The organism is Bacillus basilensis, assembly GCF_050630465.1.
Classification (GTDB): Bacteria; Bacillota; Bacilli; order Bacillales; family Bacillaceae_G; genus Bacillus_A; species Bacillus_A basilensis.
Genome location: NZ_JBNTQO010000003.1, coordinates 241528 through 261267, shown reverse-complemented (window position 1 = coordinate 261267; position 19740 = coordinate 241528). Strand labels below are relative to the sequence as shown.

Annotated in this window: 20 protein-coding genes and 1 pseudogene; 4 read left to right on the top strand and 17 right to left on the bottom strand. The window is 34.0% G+C overall.

Annotation, left to right across the window (positions count from 1 at the left end):
* Positions 1-37: 37 nt before the first annotated feature.
* The 4 genes from ACQVV1_RS07885 to ACQVV1_RS07870 form a co-directional block, all read right to left on the bottom strand.
* Positions 38-1279 (bottom strand): anti-sigma factor domain-containing protein, encoded by a 1242-nt coding sequence (locus ACQVV1_RS07885; protein WP_431168727.1) that lies wholly within the window; start codon positions 1277-1279, stop codon positions 38-40.
* The gene (gene sigI / locus ACQVV1_RS07880; protein WP_098225048.1) at positions 1269-1991 is read right to left on the bottom strand and encodes an RNA polymerase sigma factor SigI; all 723 of its coding nucleotides are present in this window, start codon (positions 1989-1991) and stop codon (positions 1269-1271) included. The genes ACQVV1_RS07885 and sigI overlap by 11 nt, the downstream gene beginning before the upstream one ends.
* 599 nt (positions 1992-2590) lie before the next feature.
* Positions 2591-3352 (bottom strand): glycosyltransferase family 2 protein, encoded by a 762-nt coding sequence (locus ACQVV1_RS07875; protein ID WP_242256258.1) that lies wholly within the window; start codon positions 3350-3352, stop codon positions 2591-2593.
* Between the two features lie 343 nt (positions 3353-3695).
* The gene (locus ACQVV1_RS07870) at positions 3696-4349 is read right to left on the bottom strand and encodes a CPBP family intramembrane glutamic endopeptidase (protein WP_242256260.1); all 654 of its coding nucleotides are present in this window, start codon (positions 4347-4349) and stop codon (positions 3696-3698) included.
* A 685-nt stretch (positions 4350-5034) separates the two neighbouring features.
* Here ACQVV1_RS07870 and ACQVV1_RS07865 point away from each other — a divergent pair.
* Entirely contained in the window at positions 5035-5625 is a 591-nt protein-coding gene (locus tag ACQVV1_RS07865) for a TetR/AcrR family transcriptional regulator (RefSeq protein WP_242256262.1), read from the top strand.
* A 172-nt stretch (positions 5626-5797) separates the two neighbouring features.
* Here the strand turns inward: ACQVV1_RS07865 and ACQVV1_RS07860 are convergent, their stop codons facing one another.
* The 3 genes from ACQVV1_RS07860 to ACQVV1_RS07850 form a co-directional block, all read right to left on the bottom strand.
* Positions 5798-6430, bottom strand: coding sequence for a LysE family translocator (locus ACQVV1_RS07860; RefSeq protein ID WP_142332878.1), 633 nt, complete (start codon positions 6428-6430; stop codon positions 5798-5800).
* A gap of 151 nt (positions 6431-6581) precedes the next feature.
* The gene (locus ACQVV1_RS07855) at positions 6582-6839 is read right to left on the bottom strand and encodes a DUF3963 domain-containing protein (RefSeq protein WP_242256264.1); all 258 of its coding nucleotides are present in this window, start codon (positions 6837-6839) and stop codon (positions 6582-6584) included.
* A gap of 146 nt (positions 6840-6985) precedes the next feature.
* Entirely contained in the window at positions 6986-7465 is a 480-nt protein-coding gene (locus tag ACQVV1_RS07850) for a GyrI-like domain-containing protein (RefSeq protein ID WP_063221923.1), read from the bottom strand.
* 109 nt (positions 7466-7574) lie between these two features.
* Here ACQVV1_RS07850 and ACQVV1_RS07845 point away from each other — a divergent pair, with 109 nt between their 5' ends.
* Complete coding sequence (locus ACQVV1_RS07845) at positions 7575-8537, top strand: helix-turn-helix transcriptional regulator (RefSeq protein ID WP_242256266.1); 963 nt, start codon at positions 7575-7577, stop codon at positions 8535-8537.
* Between the two features lie 189 nt (positions 8538-8726).
* Here the strand turns inward: ACQVV1_RS07845 and ACQVV1_RS07840 are convergent, their stop codons facing one another.
* The 8 genes from ACQVV1_RS07840 to ACQVV1_RS07805 form a co-directional block, all read right to left on the bottom strand.
* Positions 8727-9098 (bottom strand): DUF805 domain-containing protein, encoded by a 372-nt coding sequence (locus ACQVV1_RS07840; protein ID WP_063221925.1) that lies wholly within the window; start codon positions 9096-9098, stop codon positions 8727-8729.
* A gap of 289 nt (positions 9099-9387) precedes the next feature.
* Entirely contained in the window at positions 9388-10137 is a 750-nt protein-coding gene (locus ACQVV1_RS07835) for an ABC transporter permease (protein ID WP_242256267.1), read from the bottom strand.
* Complete coding sequence (locus tag ACQVV1_RS07830; RefSeq protein WP_242256269.1) at positions 10138-10899, bottom strand: ABC transporter ATP-binding protein; 762 nt, start codon at positions 10897-10899, stop codon at positions 10138-10140.
* Positions 10900-11054: 155 nt separating this feature from the next.
* A complete protein-coding gene (locus ACQVV1_RS07825) occupies positions 11055-11396 on the bottom strand; it encodes a DUF1048 domain-containing protein (protein WP_063221928.1) in 342 nt (113 codons plus the stop codon).
* A 75-nt stretch (positions 11397-11471) separates the two neighbouring features.
* A complete protein-coding gene (locus ACQVV1_RS07820) occupies positions 11472-11792 on the bottom strand; it encodes a PadR family transcriptional regulator (RefSeq protein WP_000429486.1) in 321 nt (106 codons plus the stop codon).
* A gap of 528 nt (positions 11793-12320) precedes the next feature.
* Complete coding sequence (locus ACQVV1_RS07815) at positions 12321-13637, bottom strand: condensation domain-containing protein (protein WP_242256271.1); 1317 nt, start codon at positions 13635-13637, stop codon at positions 12321-12323.
* A 691-nt stretch (positions 13638-14328) separates the two neighbouring features.
* The gene (hcp, locus tag ACQVV1_RS07810) at positions 14329-15615 is read right to left on the bottom strand and encodes a hydroxylamine reductase (RefSeq protein ID WP_431168726.1); all 1287 of its coding nucleotides are present in this window, start codon (positions 15613-15615) and stop codon (positions 14329-14331) included.
* Positions 15616-16281: 666 nt separating this feature from the next.
* A complete protein-coding gene (locus ACQVV1_RS07805) occupies positions 16282-16563 on the bottom strand; it encodes a hypothetical protein (RefSeq protein ID WP_000397700.1) in 282 nt (93 codons plus the stop codon).
* Between the two features lie 133 nt (positions 16564-16696).
* Here ACQVV1_RS07805 and ACQVV1_RS07800 point away from each other — a divergent pair, with 133 nt between their 5' ends.
* Together ACQVV1_RS07800 and ACQVV1_RS07795 are read left to right on the top strand one after the other, a co-directional pair.
* Entirely contained in the window at positions 16697-16891 is a 195-nt protein-coding gene (locus ACQVV1_RS07800) for a hypothetical protein (RefSeq protein WP_242256275.1), read from the top strand.
* 111 nt (positions 16892-17002) lie between these two features.
* Positions 17003-18038, top strand: a pseudogene (locus ACQVV1_RS07795) (serine hydrolase domain-containing protein).
* Between the two features lie 36 nt (positions 18039-18074).
* On the opposite strand, the gene ACQVV1_RS07790 reads toward ACQVV1_RS07795, so the two are convergent.
* A complete protein-coding gene (locus ACQVV1_RS07790; protein ID WP_242256279.1) occupies positions 18075-18323 on the bottom strand; it encodes a hypothetical protein in 249 nt (82 codons plus the stop codon).
* A 264-nt stretch (positions 18324-18587) separates the two neighbouring features.
* On the bottom strand, positions 18588-19631 hold the full coding sequence (locus ACQVV1_RS07785) for a flavin-containing monooxygenase (RefSeq protein WP_309259158.1): 1044 nt from the start codon (positions 19629-19631) through the stop codon (positions 18588-18590).
* Positions 19632-19740: the final 109 nt, after the last annotated feature.

Below are 19740 nucleotides of genomic sequence, written 5' to 3'. Positions count from 1 at the left end.
TAAATCCTTTTAGCTTTGAAATGAATCTCTCAATATTCTATTGATTATTCTTTTCATTCCCTTGCTGGTGACCTCTATTTTCTTGTTGAGACCCCCTACCATTGTTCCCTTGTTGATTTCCAACATTTTCTTTTTGGGATCCTCTTCCATTGTCCCCTTGCTGATTTCCATTATTCCCTTGTTGAGATCCTCTACCGTTGTTCCCTTGCTGATTTCCATTATTTCCTTGTTGAGGATCTCTACCGTTGTTCCCTTGCTGATTTCCATTATTTCCTTGTTGAGGATCTCTACCGTTGTTCCCTTGCTGATTTCCATTATTTCCTTGTTGAGATCCTCTTCCATTGTTCCCTTGCTGATTTCCATTATTTCCTTGTTGAGATTCTCTACCGTTATTCTCCTGCTGATTCCCTCTATTTTCTTGCTGAGATCCTCTACCCTTATTTTCTTTTATTTGCCTAGATGGCTGTTCCTCTGGTTTCTTTTGTTCTTTATGCTCTGGTTTCTCATATTTTTTTTCTTTTACAGGAGACAAATCTGGTGATGCATCAGGAGCTGACTCCTGCTGCGATTGCACCTCTTCTTCGTTTTCCACTGGATTAGACGGCGTGGCAGGTGGAGTAAGCGATTTGTTCTTCTCATTCTCTTGCTTTATATAGACTCCTGTGCCAATTCCAGCCTTTCTAGCATCCTCTCGTACTTGCATCGTGCTACTTTGATATTCGACTGTAATATGTTTTAGCTCATATTCTTTCTTTAATTCTTTCATTTCCTTTACCAACTGTGGTTCTAGCAACTTGTCCTTTGCAACAGCCGTTAGCATAACTTGCTTATCATTCGTTAAATACTTATCCTCTTGACTTTGCTTTATAATCGTACGTATTACGTCTTGCAATTGTTTATTTTCCCATTGCTTCAATTCTTTTAAAATACGCCTTCCATCATCATTACAAGCTTGCAAATCTATAACGCGAAGATCCTTCGTTACGCTCACCTCTAAACTTGGATTTATATCAACTGAGACGTAAGCAAATACTTTTTCTTCCGGTTGGTTGTAGAAAAATAACAGCGCACATAGAAAACAAGCAACAAGTAATGATGCCGGCTTTAAGAAATAAGGGATTGAAAAACGTGATGCTTTTTGTTCTTGTTCTTCAAACGAGATTTCCTCTCCAATCATGCAAGAATCCCCTTTTCTTTTACACGTAATAAACTCTCCATTTGGTGTTAAAACAACTACGCTATGTTTTTTTATATCCATCACAATTCCTTTATTCATCATGCTTCCCTCCCCTTATATAATCAAGAATGTATGTATAGTTGTTTGCGAAGATAATACACATTGCAATGATATATTTTCTATGCCGCTCCAACGTTTTACGACTTACCCTAACACGCGGTTCAATATGTTTAAGCGGTAACTTTTTCTTTCGGAACAGCTCCTCCATCATTTCCTCTTCTTTTATAATCATCTTCACAATTTCTATTAAGTGCTCACGCGTGTCACGATGCTTAGGAGATTCTTTAGCAAGCTCTGAAAATGTGATTTTAAACTCAGCTAACACACTTTGAAAATGAAGAATTTCTTCCTTACGATTACTATTGTCCATCTCTTTCATATACTCTGTAAGCGATACTTGCATTTCTAACATTTCCTCTTGCTCATCTTCTTTTAAAAAGACACGGTTATGCTTAGACTCCTTGCGTATATAGTCAATTACATCTCTTTTTATAAGAAGATCAGCAAACGCTAGAAAAGATTTTCCTTTTTTATACGAATACTGTTCAATTGCTTCGTTAAACGCAAACAATCCAATACTATATTCATCATCCTGTTCTGTAATATATCGGCGGCAGACAGACGATATTGATTTTCTAATAAAAGGCTGATACTGAACGATAAAGGCTTCCTTATCTTCTCCATTGTTTTGTATGTTACATACGATATCTTCTATTTTTGGTTTTCTTAAGATCTTCATTACTAAACTCAACACTGGTAATCTCTCAGCCTCCTTCTGCTTTAAATAGAAAAATGGTCACTAAACAAGTGACCATTTAACCACATTTTGTTAGTACTTTTCTTTGGTCTTGTCTTCTTGCTGTTACTTATATTTTTTCGAGACTAACTTTTTTCACTGTTTTCCTAATGATCTTGCTTTTCTCTCGGCACTATAGTTCAGCTTATATTTTAATGTACTTTCTTATTTTCTTCCCCTTGTTTTGCTTGCTCTGTTTCTATTTTATCTGCAATCCTTGAATAACTCTTCTCTATATCATTGGTAATTTCACCCTTTTATTTCGGATGCCCCACTTAATCTAGTAATTTTATTAACACTTCAATATTCTTTCAAGGTCAGTTTTCTTCTATTTATTTTCTTCACTATACATATTCGGAGCAATACAAAGTTTTATGGGGGTCAAAAAATATTTTTATAAAAAAATAGATTTTTATTTCAAAAATAAAAACCATTGATTTGAAAAAGGACTAATCAAATTGATGGTTTTCTTATCACATCTATTAAATTAAGTTGGGCTCTCATTATGTATAAGAAAATCTGCTGTTCTCACTATTTCCTGCCGATTTTCTCTATCGTTATCTTTCTTGATTATCATAATATGTCTTATCTGCATATTTTTGATCATTTCCTTTTATATAAGCTAATATTACTTTTGGATTTTTAAATAAGTCCCAGTCTCCATATGTATCAAATCTTCTGCATGAAGTTATCATTCCATTTTTAATGGTACCGAATTTCTTATTATTTCGCTTTCCCCATTCTTTTAATCGTTTAGCAAAATCTGCATCTTCTGCCATAAGCATGTTTTCATTAAATCCGTTAATTGCCATAAAATCTTTTTTATAGCACCAAAAAATCCCTACAGATATAGCTCCATACTTAAAAAGTAAGGGGATTATTATTAACATTGCAGAAAAGAATATTCCTAAAGATATTCTTTCAAACTTCCCATTCACCCCACCACCAATGTATTTACCTGAAGATAAATATTTATCTACATTAGACAACACGGACTCTGTCATTATAGTATCAGCGTCTATAGTAACGATTATTTCTCCACTAGCTATTTCTGCCCCTGCATTTCGGATTTTAGATAAGTTTTTATCGTTATTTTTCAATGTAATACAATTATAAGATTTTGCTATTTCCTCTGTTTTATCTGTGCAACGATTTAAAACAACTATAACTTCCGTTTGCTCTTTATATGCCTCTGATGCCTTTGCAATTGAATCTAAACATTTTCTAATGTACTTTTCTTCATTATGTGCAGGAATTATAATAGAAAACTTCACATCTTTTTGTAAATAGCTTCTTGAAGATTCATTTGTTTCAGCCATGATATTCCCCCTATTTTATTAAATAAAATATCTGTTATACATAACATATATTGAAATTTATTAAGTTATATTATTAAAAAAGTAATTAAAACAATATGGACATATTTTTTTAATTGTAATAGGGCTACTATTAAGCTAACAAGATCAAAATTGACGTTGTATGAGCTTAACTTGTTTGCGAGGTGTGGGGCCTCTATATAAAAAACCACAGTTTACACCCAAACTGTGGTTTTTTGAAGTATAAGGAATTACATGAATCATAAGTCACTGTCTAAATTGTACTCCTCATTTATCAATATCTGTATCTAGTTTTCAACTTCGTAACAGAGCTAAGTTTAATTTCTTACAGAATGAAACCAAGGCAATTGTTTAATATATGTATCGCCATGACATATGCAAGGGATCTTTTAGAAATAAGATAAGCCGCAGTAAGTATCACTGCACCAGGTAAATAAATAGCAATATCCGAAATCTGGTTCGTATGAAGAAGTGTAAAAATTATAATCGAAATGATAGATGCAATAGCAGTACCAATATAATGTGAAAAACGATTTAATATTATATAACGAAATATAATTTCTTCAAGTATTGGACCTAGAATACCAAATACAAGCAATGTAAATATAAGAGGTATCTCCGCGCCCGTTTCAAGGAGCTGTTCTTGGTTCTCTGGCTGACCAGTTGCTAGAAAACGCATAACAGCCTGTTCTACAATTACCGTAAATAAAACCACCATAGGAATACTTACTATTTTCAAAATTGTCTTCTCTTTAAAATAAGTAAAACTTTCAATAATTTCTTTCCTAAAGAAAATTATTCCTACAATAGCAGGTACAGTCAAACCGATGGCACTAAGAGCAAATTCTGATTCAACTAAATTGCTGTTAGTTAAAAGTGATATGCCAAATAATATGAACAAGCCAATTTGAAGTAATGCAAACATTGTATAAACTATTAGCATAATAAGTTCTTTTGTATTCATTTTAATAAAGTTCACTTTATTACCTCCATAATGAAATTACCTAGAATCTTTGAATTTTCTTTCTGCATAACGTACTCCTTCTAAATATATTTATATAAGATTTCAAACCGGACGGTTCGGTCCGGAATCTAATGATACTATAAGTTTCTAGTTTTTCAAACCCCCTTTACAAATTATTAACACAATCAAAACGGGAAAAAACAAATAAATTTATACCTCAGTTTCTTATTTACAATCAAATTCCCGTACTCATTCATTATTAACGATTAATCTTTTATAGTATGAAATGATACGGCTTTTAACCAGAAGATATCCTAATTAAACAAAATGAAAGTGGGAGTAGTTCAAACATTTTAGCTAAACATATTAATTAAAATTATATATACTACTCATATGTCTATACGTTAAAATTAACTATATATTTTTACACATTATACGATTTCAAGTAAAATTATTTGTATAAAGTGACTCAATTAAACAATTGGTCACGTTTTTTTGACAGAAAATTCACTCGAATAATACAGATACTACAATTTGATTAACCTCTTTTCAAACTGTATCGTTTGAGGTTTCCATAAGATAGGGATTGATATGATATTTTTTACTCCAAACTTATTTATACTTACAAAAAAATCAAGAAAATAGAGGGTAAACATTACCTAAAATATTAAGCTCATTTTTATTAGGAGGATTACAAAGCATGACTAAAGTTGATACGGTAAAAGAAAAGATTATTGAAACATCTTTATATTTATTTAATACCAATGGAATAACTCGCACATCCATCCAGGATATAATGACAGCTACTGAACTACCTAAAGGATCTATTTATCGTAGATTCAAAAATAAAGAAGAAATTGTCCTTGCTGCCTACGACAAAAGTGGTGAGATTATGTGGAGTCATTTTCATAAAGCAATGGAAAATAAAAAGACAGCAATTGATAAAATCCTTGCAATTTTCCTTGTATATCAAGATGCAGCTAATAATCCCCCTATTGCTGGAGGCTGTCCATTGCTTAATAGTGCAATTGAAAGTACTGGAGTATTTCCAGAATTACAAAAAGCAGCAGCAAAAGGCTATGATGATACAGTAATGTTAATGGCTTCTCTCATAAAAGAAGGAATAGAGAAACAAGAACTTAAAGAAGATATAGACATTATATCGCTCGCTTCCTTTCTTGCATCTTCAATGGAGGGCGCTATTATGGCAAGTCGAGTATCTAACGATAATATACATCATCAGTATTTTATTGAACAAATAAAACATCATCTTTCCTCTTATTCTAAATAAGTGAGAACTTATATTGCTTTCATTCAATTTTTATAGACTTAAATTGAATAAATCCCTCTCATAAAAAGTGGCTTCTGTTTATGAGAGGGGTGAATAGTTTTTAGCAAAGGTAGCTTTTTAGACGTTGTATATTATGCATACAACCAATTTGTTTTTTTACATACCTCTTCTCTTACTGTCGACGTTCAAAAGCAAGACGTACAGCAAGCCCCGTTAAAACACTTGCCATAAGCCAACGCTGCACTCGTAGCCACGTTGGGCGTGTGCCAAACCATTTCGCAATCCGACTTGCTGTCAACACAATTAGGAGGTTGACTATAAAACTAACAGTGATTTGCGTAAGACCCAAAACTGCACCTTGTAGAAGCAACGATCCCTTCTCAGGATCTTCAAATTGAGGTAGAAGTGATACATACAAAATAGCAATCTTTGGATTCAGAAGATTGGTCATGAGTCCCATCAAAAATAATTTCCGTGGCGGCTCATTAGAAATCGTACTAGGCTCCATAATAGATGTAGCACCAGGTTTAATCGAATTCCAAGCTAGCCAGAGCAAGTAAGCGGCACCTGCCCATTTGACTGCTTCATAGACAGCGGGAACGGCGAGGAAAAGAACTGTAAGTCCGAACATTGTTGCGATTATATAGATTACGAAACCAAGCATGATGCCCAATAAAGAAATAAATCCTGCCATACGTCCCTGCGTAATGGAACGGGAAATGAGATAAATCATATTAGGCCCCGGTGAACAAACCATGCTAAGCGAAACAATTGCAAAAGCTATCAAAGTACTCAAGCTGACCATAAACCTTCCCCCTTTATCTTACATAAAATTTCCTATTGTACATTTTATCATGAGTGAGGAGAGAAAAGATTAATATAAGCCGATGTAGCTAAGGAATATTATCGGGTTAAATGTATTGTAATCACATACTTCTCATTCTCTTAAGTAAGGATTAAAAGTAACCGATCCATAGTGATAATCCAATAACAACTAACAAAGCAAAACAAAATGTGATATTTCGAATCCACTTTTGTATATCATCAAAATACCGGTCTATAAATTTAGCATGGATATAAACCATAAGAAATAGCACAAAGAAAGTAAAGGAACCCAATTTATCATTAAATTTTTCATTAGTAAATGTGCTTACATGAAGGAATAGAAAAACAAACGTTACTATAAATAGCTCAAATAGTCTTTTTTTATTCACTCCACCACCACCTTACAATAATTCCCTTTTATTCTATTTTATCAGAACATAATGTGTAGTAGGTTATGAATATTATATTCATGTCAAAAAGGCCAACAATTCAAGATTGTTAGCCTTTACTTTCCTTAATTGAACCTTTTATCTTTTTACTTCCTAACAACCGGAATCCACATTTCACCAAATACTAAACCGTTTCTTTCCCCCATCTCAACCGTTGTATTTGGCCCACCAACATAAGCAAAATCTGTTGCTTCTCGTAAGGCCTGACCGAAGGCGATGCCAGTAAGCTTATTACTTAACTCTTCAGCTGTTTTGTCTTCCCCTTTTACTACTAAGTATTCTCCCTTAGGAAACTGGATCACTCTAGATTCTTCTTCTATTTGTGCTTCTGTCATAACACCCGCATAATACATCATCTTGTTATTCACCGCTTCGCTCACAGAAAAAATGTAATCATTTGTAGCTAGAGCTTTTAAAGTATCCAGCCTCCCATCTTCTTTAACAGCCGACCAAAAGTCTTCCTTTTCTTTATTGATTCCAACAAAATCTGTATATTCACTTTTAATTTCAGTTCCAATACCTAACACAATAAAGCTATCTTTTTCTTCAATCGTATAATTTTTCATATTCAAAACCTTCCTTTTTTAAAATGAATCAAATGATTTCTCTTTTCATCTGATGAGTTTATAATATCTTTAAATCATGTCAAAAAATGATACTGTTTAGGAGACTAAAATGAAAAAAGTTGAACGGATTAATACAATTATGCGGTATATCAACAACCGCTCCCACTTTACAATTTCAGAAATCATACGAGAATTTAACATATCACGATCGACAGCTATTAGAGACATTAGAGAAATTGAAGCTATGGGCATGCCACTTGTCGCTGAAGTTGGGAGGACTGGTGGATATTTTGTCATGCATAACTCTATCCTGCCCGTTGTTCGCTTTACTGATAACGAAGTGAAAGCTCTTTTTATTGCTTTTATGGCTACAAGAAATCAACAACTTCCCTATCTAAAAAGTCGTCAATCTTTAGCTGAAAAACTGTTAGGGCTTATCTCTGAAACCCAGCAAGATGATATTGTTCTTTTAAATCAACTCTTGCTGTTTGAAGGGACTAACCCTCATAATCCTGATTTACTTGAACTTTCTGACCTCCCCCACCCTTTGTTAGAAAAACTCATTCAAATGCTTCTTTTGGATAGCCATTTATTGATTACCATCAAAGAAGAGAAAGAAATCAAGTCTTATTCCATTTATCTATTACACCTGTATCAAGAAAAAAGCCAATGGATCATTGAAGGGTTTGACTTAAAAGAAGAAAAGAAGAGGATGTTTCCTGTGGATCATCTCATCAATATCGAACCATACACGACGAAAAAAAAGCTAAATAAGAAAAAGATTTTAGAAAAACTAAATAAGAAGGATGAAGCAATTAATCTTGTACTTGAACTTGGTCCAAAAGCAATTGCCCAGTTCAAAAAATACCACCCTTTCAAAATTTCAATATCTTATACAAATCCTTACCAATCCACAGCCATTTTAAAAACATTTATTAATGTTAACAATTCCGATGAAGTGATGGAAATAATAAATTGGGTGCTTTTCCTAGGGAAGGATATTACAATCAGGGAAATGCCTGAAGAAATATTAGCAGGTTTACAAGAGAGATTATGTTTATACTCCCCATAAGCATTGATTGGTGTAACCCCAAAATATTGAGTTTAATTCATTACCAGTTGTCTATATTTTTCTAATACCTAGGGAAAACATTATATTTGCTATCATCGCTGAACGAAGCTTCTAGGAATAATACAATAAAAAAGGTGTGAACTAGCTCTTAGTTCACACCTTTTTATATTAGAGTTTACTATAAACACATTAAATTGCTTGTTTAAGATTTGAATGTGGATTTGGTCCATACTTATTCTCACCTTCATCACTTTCAATGATACAAAACACAAGTAGAACCGCTCCTCCAAATGGCACCAAATTTAATAGCTGCCACCATCCCGTTTTTCCACTATCATGTAATCGACGAGCTCCCACTGCCAGAGTAGGAACAATAAAAATTGCAATAAATAGCAAAGTAATATTGGCTCTTAAGTAAAAGGCAGACGAAGAATAAGAGGCCAAATATATTAATGACCAAAACGTAACCTTATTAACTAAAGTAAAAATCCAGTACTCTTTTCTCGTAGCTCTCCCACTAAATTTCGCATAGTTTTTGAGAGTATATAAATACCATTTCATTTGAACCTCTCCCTTTTCCATCCCCTAAACGATTGTTTTATACATTTTATACCTTATAAGTATAAATATAGCACATAACATCTTTAATCTCTATTTTCATATAGAATATTCTGTTTATTTCAGTTGAATGTTAACATACTACACTTCAAGGCATGTGTATTTGATTTATTATTCTCCTATTTACTTTAAAACTACTACAATTAGGCGAAGCATGAATGTAGTATTAAAGCATGGAAAACCTTCCCGTGCTTTTTCAAAGATATATATTATTTCGGAAGATTTAATTTACTTACCCTAACTGACGTTTAAATGCCTTACTAGCGAAAAAGTAAGAGATGATCATTATGCCTACACACCAAGCAAGTGCAATCCAAATATCGTTGCCAATAGTTCCTTCATATAAAAGAGCACGAATCGCATTCACGATTGAAGTTACAGGCTGATTCTCAGCAAACGCACGGACAATTTTGGGCATCGTTTCGGTAGGTACGAAGGCCGAACTAATAAATGGGAGGAAAATTAGTGGGTACGAGTAGGCTGTTGCCCCTTCCATAGACTTCGCTTTCAGCCCTGGAATGATAGCCAACCATGTTAGCGCTAACGTAAACATCCCTAGTATTCCAGCTACTGCAAGCCAATCTAAAATATTAGCACTGGAACGAAAGCCCATTAAGAGTGCAACAAGAATAACCACCACGATAGTAAGTACATTAGCAACGAGTGAGGTTAATACGTGAGCCCACAATATCGATGAGCGTTTGATAGGCATCGTAATGAAACGTGCCATAAGCCCGCTCTTTACATCTGAAAACAACCGTACGGATGTATAAGCGACACCAGATGCAATCGCCATTAGCAAAATTCCCGGCAATAAATAATTGACGTAGTTATCTGTTCCTGTCTGTATAGCACCACCAAATACATAAACAAACAATAGCATCATCATAATCGGTGTAATCGCTACCGTAATAATTGTATCCGGACTACGCATAATATTGCGCATTAAGCGCCCAAGTAATACACCTGTTTTGCTTTTCATTTACATCTCCTCCTTTTTGCCAATGATCGCAAGGAATATTTCTTCCAATGTCGGCTGCTTCTCGATATACTCTACTTTTGCTGGCGGGAACATCTCTTTCAATTCAGTAAGAGTGCCTGTCGTAATGATTTTTCCACCATGCAAAATCGCGATACGATCAGCTAGTTGTTCTGCTTCCTCCAAGTACTGGGTTGTTAGTAAAATGGTTGTTCCTCCACCAGCAAGTTCCTTGACTGTATCCCACACTTCGATTCGCGCTTCCGGATCAAGTCCAGTAGTTGGTTCGTCAAGAAAAATAACTGCTGGCGCCCCAATCAAACTCATCGCGATATCAAGCCGGCGCTTCATCCCGCCTGAATACTGATCTGCCCTTTGGTTTGCCGCATCAGTCAGACTAAATCTTGCAAGTAGATTGTCAGCGACTTGAGCGGGATTAGAAATACCACGTAACTTGGCGATCATTATCAAGTTTTCTCGGCCAGTAAGCATACCGTCTAAAGCTGCGAACTGTCCTGTCAAACTGATGCTTTGGCGAACATAATCTGGTTGACTCTGGACATCAAACCCGCAAATACTTACTTCACCGCCACCTTGCTTCATTAGCGTCGAGAGGATGTTGACCGTCGTCGTCTTGCCAGCACCATTTGAACCTAGCAGCGCGAAAATTTCGCCACGCTGCACCTCAAAATCCACTCCCTTTAAAACTTCTTTATCTTTAAAAGATTTTTTTAGTCCTTTTACAGAAATCGCTGCATTGCTCATACTTTTTCCCCCTTATAAAAATAAATTACCTTCACCCTCTATTTAGTATCACTGATAATCTGTATTACTTAGTAGTGGTTTAAAAATATAACTGAATAGCGATGGCGGTAGTTCACATTTGTAACCAGCTAATCAGTCGGTATTACTTATTGCATTTATTTTTTTCTCAATTTTTTCATGATACTTTCATTCAAATCTTCACGATATTTAGAGACATACGTTTTAGCATTTGCCACTAGTTCGTCAGCAAAGGATGCCACATCTTCCCCAGTAATATCAAGCACTTCTCTACCTTCAGCTGCACCGGCTTCAAACAAATCAATTAATTCATACTGAATGTGCAGCATATCCATCCCGTTTCCGGTCGAAAAATTCCACATGTAGTTTTGAATTTTCTTAAACACAAACTGATAGTCCTCTGGCAGTGCTGCAACACGTGCCATCATCATTTTGTACTCTTTTTTATCACCAATTAATTTTTTGAACATTTCCAACATCTTATTTTCCTCCTTTTTTATAAAGCCGAACAAGAAACTCTCCAAATACGAGCCGGAACATTTAATATTATGAGGCTAGTTTGACTTCAAGACGTTAATTTTTGACGATACAAAATCCCATTTTTTCCAAAACAATTCAAGTTCCTGACGTCCATCCTCATTTAATGAATAAAACTTACGAGGCGGCCCCATATCTGATGGTTTCTTTTCAATATTTACAAGCTTTTTCTTCTCTAATCGTACGAGGATGGTATAGACCGTTCCTTCCACGACTTCGGTAAACCCTAGATCATTTAAATGGCGGGTAATCTCATAACCATACGTTTCACGGCGGCTAATGATTTCCAGCACACACCCTTCCAGCGAACCTTTCAGCATTTCAGTTAAATTTTCCATGTTCTGATCCTCCTTTACCCCCTATTCTGTCTGACTTATATTCAGTATCACAGAGTACTAAGGCGAATTTTTACTGAATAGCTTTTGAGTAAAACCACACTATTCAGTATTACTTATTACAACTACATTGTATGACTGAGTAGAGAGAATGTCAACTTTATTTTCAAAAAAATTTAAAATCCGCTATATCCCAATCGGATACAGGCTACTTTTTTTATGTTGAACTATCCATATAACTAGTAAGTTAAAGAATGCTCTACAACAAAAACATATACATTTTTTGTTGTAAGGGCCATCAAACTAGCAAAACAGAGCTGATTCAAAGGGGAATTTAAATCTGCTCTGTTTTATTGTTTTTATACCGATATATCTTGTTTTTTCACGATACAAATTGTTTCTCACTACGATTCCCCTTGTATACAAAGCATAAAGGCAAGTGTGATCAGAGAAAATTTCCAGAGATTAGCCGTACATGATACGAGCCCCTAAAATACAACTCTGCTAGAAATTTTTTCTCTATATTCTCTTTTATTTTATTTCTGATAGTTGATTCACAACACTATCTAAAAATTCTTCTACCTTTTCTTTTGATGTAGCCGGCGCATGATAACCAATCGTAAATGTAAGTCTTCCATTATAAGAGCTTGCTCCCATTGAAAAGAATGGTGCATACATAATAGGCGATGTCATATACCCGTCCTCAGCTTGAATTTGACCAAACTGAATAGCTTCATCAGCGATTACTCCCAAATTTGTCAGTAATGGCAACGCCATCCCCATCTGTACAGCCTGTTCGTATTGCTGATTATACATTTCTTTCACTGTAGATAGCTTCATTTCTGCCAGTAGCTCCATTCCTGCAGCTGAAGAAAGACCTGGATTTTGAGACTTTATTTTATCCATTGATTGTTTAACTCGAACAAGAGTCTGATTAAATGTTTCATCTTCTTCCAATTTAATCACTGGCATTTCCATACCGGATAAGTTGCAAATAGCACCAGTTGTATTATTAGGCAGATATCGACGTAAATCAATTGTCAAACCAATCATTTTTTCTGCGGTGCGAGGTTCTGCATACACAGTGAAATGTGATAAAGCTCGGAAGTATGCAGCCATGATTACATCATTCAAAGTAGCCTGTTGTCCTTTTGCCCATTGGGTTAGACGTAGAGTTTGCTCATGGCTCAACCGTCGTACGGACATTTGGGGGAATTTATTTTTATTAGGTTTAGATGGAAAAGACCATAACGATGCCTGTTGTTCTTGGTTAGGACGATACGCACTTTTTATGTCCGATATTCCAGCATATTTGAATACATGTGATTGATCTCGAAAACTCTCATTTTCCTCACCAAATTCCTTTATAATTTGATTCTTAGATCGTCCCAAGGAAAGTTGAGTATAAATTGTTCCAAGTAAATTAATATATTCCTTGACTCCTGTACCATCTGAACATAGATGAGATAATTTCACAACTAACATATCTATTGTAGTGCCTCGTAATAATTTTGTTTGAACCATAGGCCCATCAATACGATCACCAGGTTCCTTAATAAAATCCATTGCCATTATTTCAAGTTCTTGATTATTTCCTTCTGCAAAAAAGAAAATGGGTGATTTAGTGCCAGATGAATGTTCCTCCCAGTAAGGAATATCATTTTCTACAAACCGGCTGTTCAAAACTGGCTGCAATTGTAACGTTATCCTTACTGATTCTTCAAGTATTTCCTTTGATATACCTACAGAAAAATAAAGAACTGCATTAATTTGTTGATCTGCAGAATAAAGACCTAATACATAATTCATTCGATCTTGAGGTGTTACCAAATACTTTCTTTGTTTCATAATTCCGTCCCCCTTTAGGACTTTTTTATATACACCTATTCTCCATATGCTTGTAACTTTTTTATTCATTTTTCTTCAAGAGCTAACAATGCTTACTTTTTTAATTTTTTAACAAACGCATCCTTTCCGTATTAGTTCCACTCTTTTCGCAGGTGATATACCCATTATTTTATTATCATTAACTTTTCCTGCATATCCAATAAAACCAAACGAAAATAAAATAAGTTTGCATATACATAAACATTTTATAATATTGTTTACCAATTATCAACAAGACAAATATATCATTTTTATGTCTGGCAAGAAAAAACAATAATATAATACGTTCAGAGGTTACTTTATAATAAAAGGTTGATGGGTATGCGTCTGTACCCCAACTTTTTGTTACAGTAAAAAAAGCCCTACATGTTGAAAAGTGTAATCAAAATGAGTTGGGCTTTTTTCAATATTTTCAATTCAAATGAAAAAGAGGTGAAATTATATATATTCATGTGGAAATTTCATTTTGGGGATACTTACAAATCTTAAGTTGATGAGCATGTGGTGGGACCCTTTAAAAGCCTTATAAAATCATAAATTTTATAGATATAGCAGCTTCCTTTTATTAATAAGATAAATCATTTGTATGTACGTTTACTCACGCACATACAAATGATTTATACAGCCATAATTAAATAAAAACATTTTTTCGTTACGATAACATCATATCCATATCTTCTGCTGCAGTTGTAATTAGTTTTAAACCGAATGTTTCTTGTAATACATCAAGCACGCCAGGTGAAATAAATTCAGGCGCCTTTGGACCGATACGAATATCTTGAATACCAAGACTAAATAGTCCAAGTAAAATGGCAATCGCTTTTTGTTCAAACCATGATAAGACAATACTAACTGGCAATTCATTCACTTCACATTGGAAAGCATCTGCTAAAGCAGCCGCTATTTTCACTGTAGAAATTGAATTATTGCATTGCCCTAAGTCAATGTAACGCGGAATCTCTGTACCAGGTACAACACCATAACTCACATCATTAAAGCGGAATTTCCCGCAAGAAGTTGTTAAAATAACTGTTTCTGGCGGAAGTGACGTTGCTAATTCACGATAATATTCTCCGCCTTTTCCTGGTGCATCACAACCTGCGATGACAAAGAATCGCTTAATCTTTCCTTCTTTTACTGCATTAATAATTTCCGGAGCTAATGATAATACTGTATTATGATGAAACCCTGTTACTAACTGCTCATCCGACTCCATATGTACTTCTGGGAGTTCTAGCGCTTTTTGAATCAATGGTTCAAAATCATCATTTTCAATTTTTTGTACACCCTCTAAACCTGCAATATCATATGAAAAGAATCGATCAGAGTATGATCCTTTAATTGGCATAACACAATTCGTTGTCGCTAATATAGCACCTGTAAATTTTTCGAAAAGACGTCGTTGATCATACCATGCCTTCCCAATATTCCCTTTTAAATGTTTATATTTTTTCAGCTGCGGATAACCGTGTGCTGGCAGCATTTCAGAATGCGTATAAATATTAATGTCTTTTCCTTCTGTTTGCTTTAATAGTTCTTCTAATGCAAATAAATTATGACCAGTAACTACAATTGCCTTACCTTCTACATGGTTTTGTGTAATTTGAACAGGCTCTGGAACGCCAAAGTGATTCGTATGTGCCTCATCCAACAACTCCATTACTCGTAAAGCTGATTTCCCTACTTTCATAACCATATCAATATGTTCTTGTTCATTAAAGTTTGAATTTGTTAATGTCATATATAGTGCTTCTTGCGTTGTAGCATCTACAAATGCATCCGTATACCCTAGCTGAGCAGCATGCGTACGATAAGCTGCAATTCCTTTTAACCCAAACACAATTGTATCTTGTAAACTTGCAATTGTTTCATTCTTTCCGCAAACACCTATTATTTTACATCCGCCTGTTGGGGTTTGCTCACATTGATAACAAAACATATCATCCCACCCTCTCCCAATCATTGCTTACAAACTAAGCATAATACCCGGTGAAATAAAAGGATGTGATATCAATCACAATAATATATAAAAATTTGTGACAGTTCATATTGTTGACATAATATTTTTATTGACTCTAAAAACATTACTGAAAAATGTACATCTTTGTTGGTACTTTCAAATAGCTAGTTAATAGATTTAGAGAACTATTACCAACTAGCTATTTTTTGATTACCGATTTTATGGGAAAGCTCTTTATTTACAATACATTTACATTATCTTAACATTGTTTACATTATTTATATGATATATTTATATAGAAACTACTTAAGAAATTTCATGTACATTGTTATCTTTATGATTTTTATACCAGGGGTGAATTAGGATGACTGAAACTTTAAAGACACTTATCATGCTTGATGCTACTTACGTTGTTATAGCAATTATGACGGTACTGGTATTTGTATACTTGGAATTAAAATCTCAGTAACGTATGCAGGTGTAATCGACAGCTTTGCATTTAAATATAGCTAGAAGAAAGCGAGGAGAAACTTGTTTCTCCTCGCTTTTATATTCCCACAATTTCTTATTTCAACAAATCCATTGTATGTAAAAATAAATACATGTACGATTCAGTAAAAAAGATCACCCAAATGGATGATCTTTTTATAATTTATCAACATATTGCTTCGCTTCTAACAATGAAAACCCAAATGCTTCTCTTACTCTCTTAACTGCTGTAACTGTTTTTCCTTCTTCCATAAGCTGGCGCAACTCTTTATTAATTTCGGGTTCTCTATCTACAATTCCCATTTCTTTCGTAATTAGCTGTAATCTATCTTCCATCCGCTTTAAACGTGCATCCGTTTTCTTTTCAATTTTATTTAATTTTTCAACGATATAAATAAACCCAAAGATCGCTATCGGTATGATCATCCAAAATTCCATGACTATTCCTCCTCATTAGCTTTCATTTGTTTTATTTCACTAACTTATGTAAATTTTACCACATGACACATTTAATGTATAATAGTAATATACAACACTGTTGATAAAACCTTATATTTTAAGGGGACACTTTATGAAAAGATTTTTTAAGACATTACTACAATTTGTAGTTCTTTCAATTGCACTACATTTATTATTTGATATAGTTGGTTGGCTTATTTTCAATGAGCCAATTAAAAATAAAGAAGTCATTATTTCCTTACTAACAATCTCATGGTTAATGTACATGTACCGAGACAAATTTCTTAAAACATTCACTTCGGATTAACTTAAAAACTTCATCGATAAAAGATGAAGTTTTTTCTTTTTCTCTCATTCTCTCTATTTACTACTGTATAATAGAACTAACATTCTGTCTTTTTTGAAGGAAGGAGTCACTATGAACTTAAAAAGTAACAATATATACGAGAAAATGAGCCAATATTCCGTTGCAGAGTTAAGTCTTGCCGTTATACGTGACGGCAAACTAGACGAAGCGATTGCTTTTGGAACACTTGAAGCTGGAACAAATAGAACTGTCACTATGAATTCTATATTCAATTCTTGTTCAATTAGTAAATTCTCCACTACAATGCTTGTACTGACGTTGTCAGATCAAGAAATCGTGCATTTAGATGAAGACATAAATGATAGACTCACATCTTGGAACACACCTACCAATCTACTTACCTCACAGAAAAAAATCACGTTGCGAAATTTATTAAGTCACCAATCTGGAATTATTGATCCTCCTAATAGTTTTGAGAATTATACACTTGCACAAGGGCGACCAAACATGTCAGAACTCCTTGCCGGTAAAACATCATATTGCCCAGTACCTATAGACCTGAATTATGAACCAGAAAGTGAATTTCACTACTCTGATGCAAACTTTTGTATTATTGAACTACTACTTGAAGATATAACTGGAAAAACATTCAATCTTTTACTTGAAAAATATATCTTTCAGCCATTGCAACTGAAGAATAGTACCGTATTCTCTACTAAAAATATAAATAAATTAGATACATTCTCTTGTGGACATAATAAAGATGGCACCGTTACAAATGAGAAGTATCCATTTTATCTATTCGCAGCTGCTTCAGGCATTTGGACAACACCAACTGACTTATCAACTTTAGTAATTGAAATCATTCATTCCTTACAAGGAAAGGGAAAACTAAAACTTTCTCAAAAAACAGTACAAGACATGATTTCTCCTCAAGGTTGCTCAAAATGGACTGGATTAGGTGTTTTTCTAGATGATTCGGATGAGGACTTACAAATTTATTCACTTGGATGGGGCGTGGGATTTCAATGTATAATTATGCTATCCATACCGAGGTAATGGTGCCGTTATAATGACGAACGCTGACTTAGGTGTTCATCAAATGGAAGGGATTATTGGTGATGTTATAAAAACGTTATCCTTATAATAAAAAAGAAAGAAGCTGTTCTTCCAGCTTCTTTCTCTATATAACATTTTTCGCAACAATTTTTATATGTTCTGGTGCAATAATTTCTTTTATACTTTCTTGGAAATCTTCCCGCAACATTTCTTCAATATGTTCTAGCTGCACTTCAACATGAGTGCATTCTAGAGTATGTATGTTCAATAATGCATAATGATTTTTTTTCTTAATTACTAAATATTGATTTTCCTCTGTTACGAGCATCGAACCTAATCGGATTCCTAGTAGGCGTTGATCATCAAACTTCACAATCATCCCCCTCCCTTTATATGTAATAAAATAACATTTTATGTAATCTGCTCTTTATAAACTATATCACAATTTATTAAAATATAAATATCATATTTCCTTTTACTAAAAATCCCTATTCTTTTATATATTTCGATACAAAAAACTTTCTCAACATAAAATTAGAATTTTCAGTTTTTATTCTTATGAAAATCAATTATAATAAAGTTAATAAATGTTTGACCTCTCCTAATTCATGTACATATGGATGATCAGTAGTCGCTGCTACTGATCTATTTTTTTGATTTCGGAAAGTAAATAAGCTGCATCCTTTCCTACACCACAAATAAGTGCAGAGCCCCTTTGAGATTGCCACGGCAAACCGATATAATACAACCCTTTTACTGGACTTATACCTCTTACATGATTAGGAAATCCTTTCTCATTCACTGCCTTTTCTATTTCAATCCATTTATAGTTCTGAATAAAACCAGTTGACCATATAATGCTTCCTCCGCTATACGTACCACCATTTTGAAACATAATGCCATTTTCTGATGCACTAACCACTTTTCCCTCTAGTTTAATTGCTCCATTACGAATGAGTTCCTTACCTTCAAAACCAAAAATGGGATCTTTTCTCTTCTGAAACCATTTTCCCCTCTTTGTATTTACTTCAGCGTACAATAAACCCAATTTTTTTAACCAACTAAAAATGCTTTTTCTAAAAATATGTAACGGTAAAAACGTTAAAGGATGACTAATAGACATTGTAACTTCATGAGTTTGTGCAAGTTCTACTGCAATTTGCATTCCTGAATTCCCGCCACCTACTACTAGTACTTTCCCCTTAGGAATTTGTGATGATGATTTATATTGTGATGAATGTATTTGAAAAACATGTGATGATAGATTTGCTGAAACTGAGGGAATAAATGGTTGCTGAAAACCACCTGTTGCGATAATAACTTTTTTCGTTTGTAGAATTTCTGTAGGAGTATGTAATTCAAATATATCTCTTTCTTTATTTATTTTAAAAACTTTGGTTTGCACTTGGACCGGTAATTGAAAGTGCCTTGCATATTCTTCTAAATAAGTTGCAATTTCATCTTTATATGGAAATTCATTTTTTTCACCTATTAACGCCATACCTGGCAAGCTACTGTAAGACCTTGGGGTAAAAAGCTGCAAAGAATCATATCGATTTCTCCATGAATCACCAACTCGGTTTCCTGCCTCGAGTAGTAAAAAATTATATCCTTCTTGCTTCAAGTAGTATCCCATTGTTAATCCAGCTTGACCCGCCCCAATAATAATTAGATCTTTCACTCTAATCCCTCCTCCTCTTAAACATATGAATACTTGTTCATGTATTCATACGTTTCCATAATAATAACATTTTATTTTTATATCATTCAATATGTATTCAAAATAAAAA